Annotated in this window: 9 protein-coding genes; all 9 read right to left on the reverse strand. The window is 36.4% G+C overall.

The features are described 5' to 3' along the window. A partial coding sequence (locus tag KAS42_06345) for a hypothetical protein (protein ID MCK4905838.1) occupies positions 1-187 on the reverse strand: 187 nt, incomplete at its 3' end. Then, positions 184-1,206 carry a V-type ATPase subunit gene (locus tag KAS42_06350; GenBank protein MCK4905839.1) on the reverse strand — a complete coding sequence of 341 codons (1,023 nt, stop codon included), beginning with the start codon at positions 1,204-1,206 and terminating at the stop codon, positions 184-186. The genes KAS42_06345 and KAS42_06350, both read right to left, overlap by 4 nt. After that, the gene (locus KAS42_06355; protein MCK4905840.1) at positions 1,193-1,795 is read right to left on the reverse strand and encodes a V-type ATP synthase subunit E; all 603 of its coding nucleotides are present in this window, start codon (positions 1,793-1,795) and stop codon (positions 1,193-1,195) included. The genes KAS42_06350 and KAS42_06355 overlap by 14 nt, the downstream gene beginning before the upstream one ends. Before the next feature lie 78 nt (positions 1,796-1,873). Then, a complete protein-coding gene (locus KAS42_06360; protein ID MCK4905841.1) occupies positions 1,874-2,347 on the reverse strand; it encodes a V-type ATP synthase subunit K in 474 nt (157 codons plus the stop codon). 3 nt (positions 2,348-2,350) lie between these two features. Next, complete coding sequence (locus KAS42_06365) at positions 2,351-4,390, reverse strand: V-type ATP synthase subunit I (GenBank protein MCK4905842.1); 2,040 nt, start codon at positions 4,388-4,390, stop codon at positions 2,351-2,353. Between the two features lie 150 nt (positions 4,391-4,540). Then, on the reverse strand, positions 4,541-4,852 hold the full coding sequence (locus KAS42_06370) for a hypothetical protein (GenBank protein MCK4905843.1): 312 nt from the start codon (positions 4,850-4,852) through the stop codon (positions 4,541-4,543). A gap of 83 nt (positions 4,853-4,935) precedes the next feature. Further along, positions 4,936-5,772: a ParB/RepB/Spo0J family partition protein gene (locus KAS42_06375; protein ID MCK4905844.1), complete on the reverse strand. Its 837-nt coding sequence runs from the start codon at positions 5,770-5,772 to the stop codon at positions 4,936-4,938. Further along, complete coding sequence (locus KAS42_06380; GenBank protein ID MCK4905845.1) at positions 5,741-6,526, reverse strand: ParA family protein; 786 nt, start codon at positions 6,524-6,526, stop codon at positions 5,741-5,743. The genes KAS42_06375 and KAS42_06380 overlap by 32 nt, the downstream gene beginning before the upstream one ends. A gap of 219 nt (positions 6,527-6,745) precedes the next feature. Further along, positions 6,746-7,624, reverse strand: an 879-nt coding sequence (locus KAS42_06385) for a hypothetical protein (protein ID MCK4905846.1), incomplete at its 5' end; no start/stop codon positions are given.

The raw sequence follows: 7,624 nt of genomic DNA on the forward strand, positions 1-7,624 counted from the left end.
CTATATTTTCGGCAATAATAACCATCTCATAGCCTTGGGCGCTTAAATTTTTAATTAAATCCTCAGCTTCTTCCAGGTTTTTGCAGTCAAAGAGCTTAAATCCAAGTGATATTAACGGCAAAAGTTCTTTTTTATTCCCCAAAGCCGCTAGTTTTTTGTCTTCCATCTCGATTTTAGCCTCTCTCATGCGTCAAATGGTCCTATCCTCGCCTTAATTTCTTCTGAGGAAAGATTGTGTAGCTTACCAACAAAGATTGTTCTAAGATTTCTAATCTCATTGTTTTTTGAGAAAACATATCTCAAAATAGGCTCATATCCAAAAGCGGTGTATTTTGCACATGACAGATATTTCAAAAGCACAAGACAACACCTCTTTTCTATCTCGTAATCAAAGCTCTTAGAATCCTCTGTTCCTATGCCAGCTAAGATATCATAGGGTGTAAATTTTAAGCGCTGTGACAATTTATCTATTTGCTCTTTATAAGTTTCAACGAAAAATGTCTTATCCATGAACCCCCCATCTATAAATAATTGACTGAATAAATCGGCTTGGGTATTCTCGTCTGCCAAATCTTGACGGGCAGGATTGTTTCTGCGCCTTACAAGAGTTTTAATATTAATTAAATCGATTTCTGTTTTAAAAAACCCGTTTGCAAACGAAACTTCTTTTGTAACATTCAATATCTGCTCATATAATTTCTTATCCAGAAACGTATCGAAAATCTGCCAATGGTCAGTTTTCTCATACATATTCCATATCTGATTTATAAAACCCCGATATATCTTGGGAAGAGAAGTCAAATCCTGTTCGGCAATTACCTTAATTGCAATCTCTTTTGAGATAAAACCTTCTTTTAACCAGTCTGCTTCTACATTTGTATATTTTGATTTTGCAATTAGTTTCAAATTATGGAAATCTCTTTTATAGAAAAAAGGCATAATAAATTTATAATCTTTAAGAAAGCTTTTAAGTTCTTTCAATGTAGCAAACTCTTCTGAGTCCATTGAATCATCGAAATCGGGCAATGCTATCTTGCTGGCATATGCCGTAGGATTTAATATAGACTGCAATTGCGGCAAATCTTTGGAATCTGCCAATTGATAAAAAATTGAGGTTGTGAGAAGTTTTGATTCCCAGAACCTTATTTTTGCCACAGCAAATGTGAACCCGGGGCTTTTTTTAATGCTTACTTTAGGAGATATCATTTCCAAATAATGTTCGGCTTATTTTAACCTTTAAGTCATTCCTTTTTTCTTCAATGAGAGATTTAAATGAACAGTTTATTTCTTTTTTGGGCTTTTTTAATACGAAGCCGCCTGTTATTTCCTCTTTGTCTTCGGCAATTTTAATACTACTTTTGCCTTGGAGTTTTTCATTTATTTGCTTTAAAAACTCTTCCAGGGCTACCACTTTACTAAATTGCCCAGGCAATACAATTTTGTTTTCACCCGGCTCTATCACCTGCAAAACCATTCTCTCTATCCACTTCATATATTCTTTAGTCGGCAAATTCTCAAGTTTTTTAAGCGCTTCGTTAAAAACAGCATCAAGTATATCGCTTTTAGTTTTTAGTATATCCTTTGCTTTCTTAACTCTTGCCTCCTGTAGCATATATTCTGTTAACTTTTTGGTGCTTACTTTCACCTCCTGTATATTCTTTGCCTTAAGCTCTGCGACCTCTTTCATTATTTCTTGCTCTATGGTTTTGCATTGCTCTCTTGCCTTTTTTTTAATATGCCAAATGTCTTTTTGGTTCTTCTCTTTTATTTTCTTTAAAATATCTTCTAATGCCATAGTAAAATAACCTTTAAACTCTTTATTAAAACGTAATATTAACTATAAATCCAAATTCCGGTAGTAATGTCGCAATTCTTATAAACTTATGCCGTTTAAAAAGAATATACTTGCAACTAATCCAAATAAAGCATATGTCTCCACCAACGTAGCAAAAATAACCGCCTGCATAAATGCTTTTGGTTGTTTGGCAATAACTCCTACGCCGGAGGCGGAAACCTTACCCTGATGAATTGCCGAAATGAGTCCTGTTAAAGCTATTGGCAAACAGGCAAATAATATCTGAAGCCCTTGATAAGAGCTAATATCCGGGATAGTTCCTCCCATAATTCCAATTTTCTGCATTACGAGAAAACCTACAACTAGTCCATAAATACCCTGCGTCCCAGGCAGAGCTACTAAAATAAGAAGATTACCAAATTTACCAGGCTCTTCCGAAAGTAGCCCATCAGCAGCTTCGCCGGCAATACCTATCCCTATAGCTGAACCCATTCCAGCCAAAGCAACGGCTAATGCCCCCCCTGCAATAGATAACCCTAAACCTAAATCCATAACCTACCTCCCTCCGGTCCTACGACCCGCCCGCTCCGACGTGACGTCGGAGCAGATAGTGGTCGCAGACCTTTTAACTTTTGATATTATGTATTTACTTTCTTGGGCAAGCGGTTGAAAAGCTTCCCCTCCGCCCTGAAAAAAGTATGAAAAAAACTCTACAAACTGCAATCTTGTAGTATGAACAAAAGCCCCCAACGTATTAATAGCAATATTAAATAGATGCCCTACAATAATAATCAATAAAGCAGCAAGAATTCCCAAATAAGGAATCTGTTCCAAGGCAATTCCTGCAAGAATGTTTATGACAAGTGCAATAATGCTAGTTGCCAAACCTAATGCCATAAGACGGGAATAGGAGAGAACATTACCAATCAAATCTTTGGATTTCCATATAAATCCTAACAGGCTAATCAATGCATTTAAAAGAGGGTTTCTGCCCTTCTTGAACAATGAGGAAACTACCATTATTCCAGCTCCCGCAATCATTATAAAAAAAGCTGCCTGACTAAATTTCGGGGATAGAAAACCCTGTTTTGAAATAATCCAAAGAATAGCCCCGGGCAAGATAATAAGATAAGACAACTGGTCAGCAAACGCATCGGCAAAATTTCTGCTTCTTAATTGTTCGTACATTTCGATGCCTATCCCAAGAAGTATATGCACAACACCAAAAGATAGGGCAAGAATAAAAAATTTCATAAGATTCTCCAAAGGATTGATTATAATTAACGCCTTAAGAACTTGAGGAAGTTTTGCAATCTCTATACCAAACCAGCCTCCGGTAACTATCCCCCAAAAAATTGTCGCAATCCCCCCAAGCAAAAACAGACGCAAGAATTGCTTCCCTTCACTTCCAACTTTTATTTTTCTCATAGCAAGAAGGGTAAGAGCAATAAGAACAATTCCATAACCGGCATCCGTAAGGCATAATCCAAAGAATATAAAGAAAAAAGGCGCTACAAAACCACTAGGGTCAACTTCGCCAAAATGGGGAAGACCAAAAAGCTTAGTTATTGGCTGAAAAGGTCTAACTAAGGCGGGATTTTTAATTTCAATAGGCGGAAATTCCCCCTCGTCAGGGTCAATATTTTCAATGTAAGTGGGATGAGTTTTATTTTGTAAGGTTTCTTTTATTTTGTTCATATCATCTTTTCTTACCCATCCCTGCAATACAAAAGTGGTTTCCGATTCACGTAAATGTTCTTTTGCTTTTTCTCTTTGTAATCCAAATAAATACCAGTCGTGAACCATCATCAGTTTATCTTTACACTTAAGTATTTGTTTTATTTTTTTGAAAAGCTTTTCTTTTTCCTTAAGCAAAGATTCTATTTGCTTTTCATAGAAATCTATCGCATTAGAAGGTAATTTGTCACATAAAAAAAGATTTAGCGTTTCAAAACCTTCTGTCTTCAATACCGAGGAGATGTCACCTTCATTCTGTTTCCAATATATCAACATTAGATATGCAAAATCGACATCCTCGGATATATTTTCCACATAAGTTGCGCTTTTTTCACTTAATCTTTCGGTTAGCGAAGCATATTTTCCCTTTGGACCTTTTAAGAAAAGAGAATTTGTATTTTGGGTTTCTTTTGCCTGACAAGGAGACCAAGATAGATTTTTGAAAGGAACAAGAAGAGCAATATCATCATGCATAGACGATATTTTGTCATCAATTTTAAAAATTTTATCTTTTATATCGTTAGTGTTTTTTATTATTTCTTCATAGTTAAAATTGCGTACTGTTTTCTCAAATTCTTGTTTGTCTATTTCCACTCTTGCCGGGAAAAAATTTTCAACAAGCGTCTTGTTTTCATTAAATTGTTCCAGAAAAGAAATGGTAGATTCTATATGAGTGATTTTTTCTGCGATATGCCTTGCTTCATTTTCAGGGTCATGACCTGAAAAATAATCATCCAACGCGCCTTCTTCGAAGTTTTTTAAATGGATAAATTCGGCTTTTTGCAGTTGCCTAATAAGCGCTCCCTTGTCTTCTTTTAGCCCAATTATCCTAATTTTCTGCATCTTTACTACAGACATCGTTTATACTCCTTCAAATTAAAGAATATCAAAAAATTGCATAGAAACAACGAAATACTTAGAGATAAATAGATATACATGGAAATACAGTGGATATACATAGAAATATGTCGTAGAAAGACAATATATATCAACATATATCTTTTAAATTTATTTAACTATCTCTTTAATAACAATATTTGTTGCTTTTTCTTTGTTTTTTGACGCCAATTGCTCAATTTTTTGTTTTTCTGCTTCCGCTTGTTTTATTATTTGGTCTGTCTCTTTTTTTGTTTCCTTTCTGACCTGCCCCTGCAACTGTTTTGTAAACTTTTGTTTTTCTGTTTCAACGCCGATGATAAGTTGTTCTCTTTGCTTTTTGGCTTCGGCTATCATCTTTTCCGTATCTTCACGCGCCTTTATCAAGTCCTTTTCGGCTTTTTTTTCAGCTTTTTTTATCGCTTCTAAAGGTGAATTATTCAACGTTTTCCTCTCCGCATTTAAAATAGTATTGTTTCTAGTTTTTAAGACGCCAATTGATTCTGCGTTAACTATAAACCTCTGGTTTAAATTTTAACTCCTATCATTTCCAGTATCCTACTTAAATCGTCATTAGAATAGTACTCTATAACGATAGAACCTCTCTTCCTGCCTGTTTTTAAAATGACTTTTGTTCCCAACGCTTTCTGAAGTTGGTCTTCTATGTATTGAATTTGCGCATCTTTCTTTTCAGTTTTTTTCTTTCCCTGCCCGCTTCGCAACAGGCGGGCCTGCGCAATTCTTTCCGTTTCTCTAACCGAAAACAAGCGTCCTTCCAATAACTGTTTGTATAATTTTTCCCTTTCTTCCGGCGGCAAGGAAAGAAGAACTCTCCCATGCCCCTCGCTAATCGTCCCTTTCTTGATTTCGTTTTGAATGTTCTGGGGTAACTTCAATAACCTTAATGTATTTGCAACTGACGAACGATTTTTGCTTACGATTTTTGCAACATCTTCTTGAGATAAATTAAATTCCTCAATCAATGCTTTATAGCCTCCGGCCGCTTCAATAGCGTTAAGCTCCACCCTTTGAAGGTTTTCGACCAAAGCTAATTTTAACTGGCTTTTGTTGTCCGCATCCCTAATAATTATGGGAATAGTTTTAAGACCCGCCACTTTCGCCGCCCTCCAACGTCTTTCTCCGAAAATAATTTCGTAATTATCACCCAAGGGCTTAACTGCGACCGGTTGAAGAACTCCGTCTTCCTTTATTGATTCTATTAGCCCCGTCATCTGGTCGGCATCAAAGTTTTTGCGCGGCTGAAACTTATTGGGAACGACCTTGTTTATTTCAACAAATTTAACAGTTTCCTTTAAGGAAGGGATTAAAGCTTCAAGCCCTCTTCCCAGCGCTCTTTTCTGCATTTCTTTTAACCTCCTTTGCAAGGTTCAGATAACTTCTTGCTCCCTTAGAAAAAGAAGCATATAAAATCGCCGGCTTACCAAAACTTGGAGCTTCCGACAACCTGATGTTGCGAGGAATCAATGTTTTAAAAACTTTATCCTGAAAATAGTTTTTTACCTCTCTTATAACTTCTCTGGTCAAATTTGTTCTTAAATCTACCATAACAAGAGCTATTCCTGCTATTTCTAACGAAGAATTAAACGAGTTTTTAATTTGATTTATAATACCAGCGATTCGTCCCAACCCTTCCAAAGCATAATATTCGCATTGAATGGGAATAATTACCGACTTTGCCGCAACAAGCGCATTTACGGTCAATAAACCCAATGAAGGAGGGCAATCTATAAAAATAAAGTCAAAATCGTCTTTTACCTGCTCAAGTTTCTTTTTTAGTATAAATTCCCGAGAAGGCATGTCAACCAATTCCACTTCAGCCCCGATTAAGCGCTCATTCGATGGTAAAACATAAAGAGTTTTCATTTCAGTAGGAACCACCAAGTCCTTAATTCCCACATCCGATATAAAAAGCTCATACGCAGTGTGAGTTATAATCTTACCATTTATGCCAAAGCCTGCCGTAGCGTTAGCCTGCGGGTCAAGGTCTATAAGCAACACCCTATTCCTGCTTATTGCCAAAGAAGCGGCAAGATTAACGGCGGTAGTCGTCTTACCCACTCCGCCTTTTTGATTAGCTATAGCTATTATTTCACCCATCGTATCTAATCAGAGAACAGAAGCCAGAAATTAGAAAATATGAAAGAAATATAATCGAAATACATTGTTTGTCTACTGCGTGTTTCCACTGTATGTCTACCTTATTTCTATTGTATTTCCATTCTTGTTTTTCTGTTCTCTGTCATCTGCCTTCTGTTTTCTGGCATCTGTTTTTTATCAAATGTTTCACGTGAAACAAATTATTTTTCAAACATTAATTTATTTTACAACTTCTTTCTGCTGACCGCCACCAAAAGACCGTTTCAATCCGTCGATAATCGCTTCCCCTATCCCTAAAGGCATAATTGTAAAAGAAGGATTGTCTATAGTGCCCGTCAACCTGATCTTTCTTAAAACATTTCCAAAGCCGTCTATTATCGTTCCTAAAGTTTTGGTAATTGAAGTCCCTTTTAAAAGCTCGGACGAAGTATGTAGCCCCAATACAAAACTTAATTTCTTGTTCCACCCAATATCACCCTTTGCCGTGATTCTTATCTCTGGACCCTTGAGAACAGCATTCTCCGTATAAGCATATCCTTCAGAAAGGTTGAAATCCCCATCAAATGTTGTTAAAGCAAAATCTTTAGACATAGCAGCAAGAGGCGAAAAAGTAATCATACGACCAATCAAACCGACTTTACCAAGCTCGCCATTTTCAATGTTAATTTTAGCTTTACCAAAAAGACTGGTTGGCTTGCCTAATTCTCCTGAGAAACTTGCATCTGCAAATAATATTCCAGATATAGCCCGCGAAACACTCCACTGTTGTGAAAGAATACCAATGTCTACATTCTTAGTGTCTATTTTAAGATTAAAAACCGCGGGGATTTTCCCGAAATCTATATTACCGCTTACATATACGGTTCCGCCTGCAATTTGAATTTCACCATTTTTGATAACAAGATTTTTTTCATGTAAACTACAATCAGCTTTCAAGTCCCGAGCAGATAATTTGCCCCATTGAACCATAGAACGCTTTATTTTGGCATCTATTGTAGGCAACCCTTTTTTTACATTTACTATGAATTCGCCGTCTAATTGAGAAAACTCAATCGGGAAAAGAAAATTGTCTGCAAAGAAAGAGACCTTATCTGAAGA

This window comes from bacterium (assembly GCA_023135785.1).
Taxonomy (GTDB): Bacteria; CAIJMQ01; CAIJMQ01; order CAIJMQ01; family CAIJMQ01; genus CAZNJA01.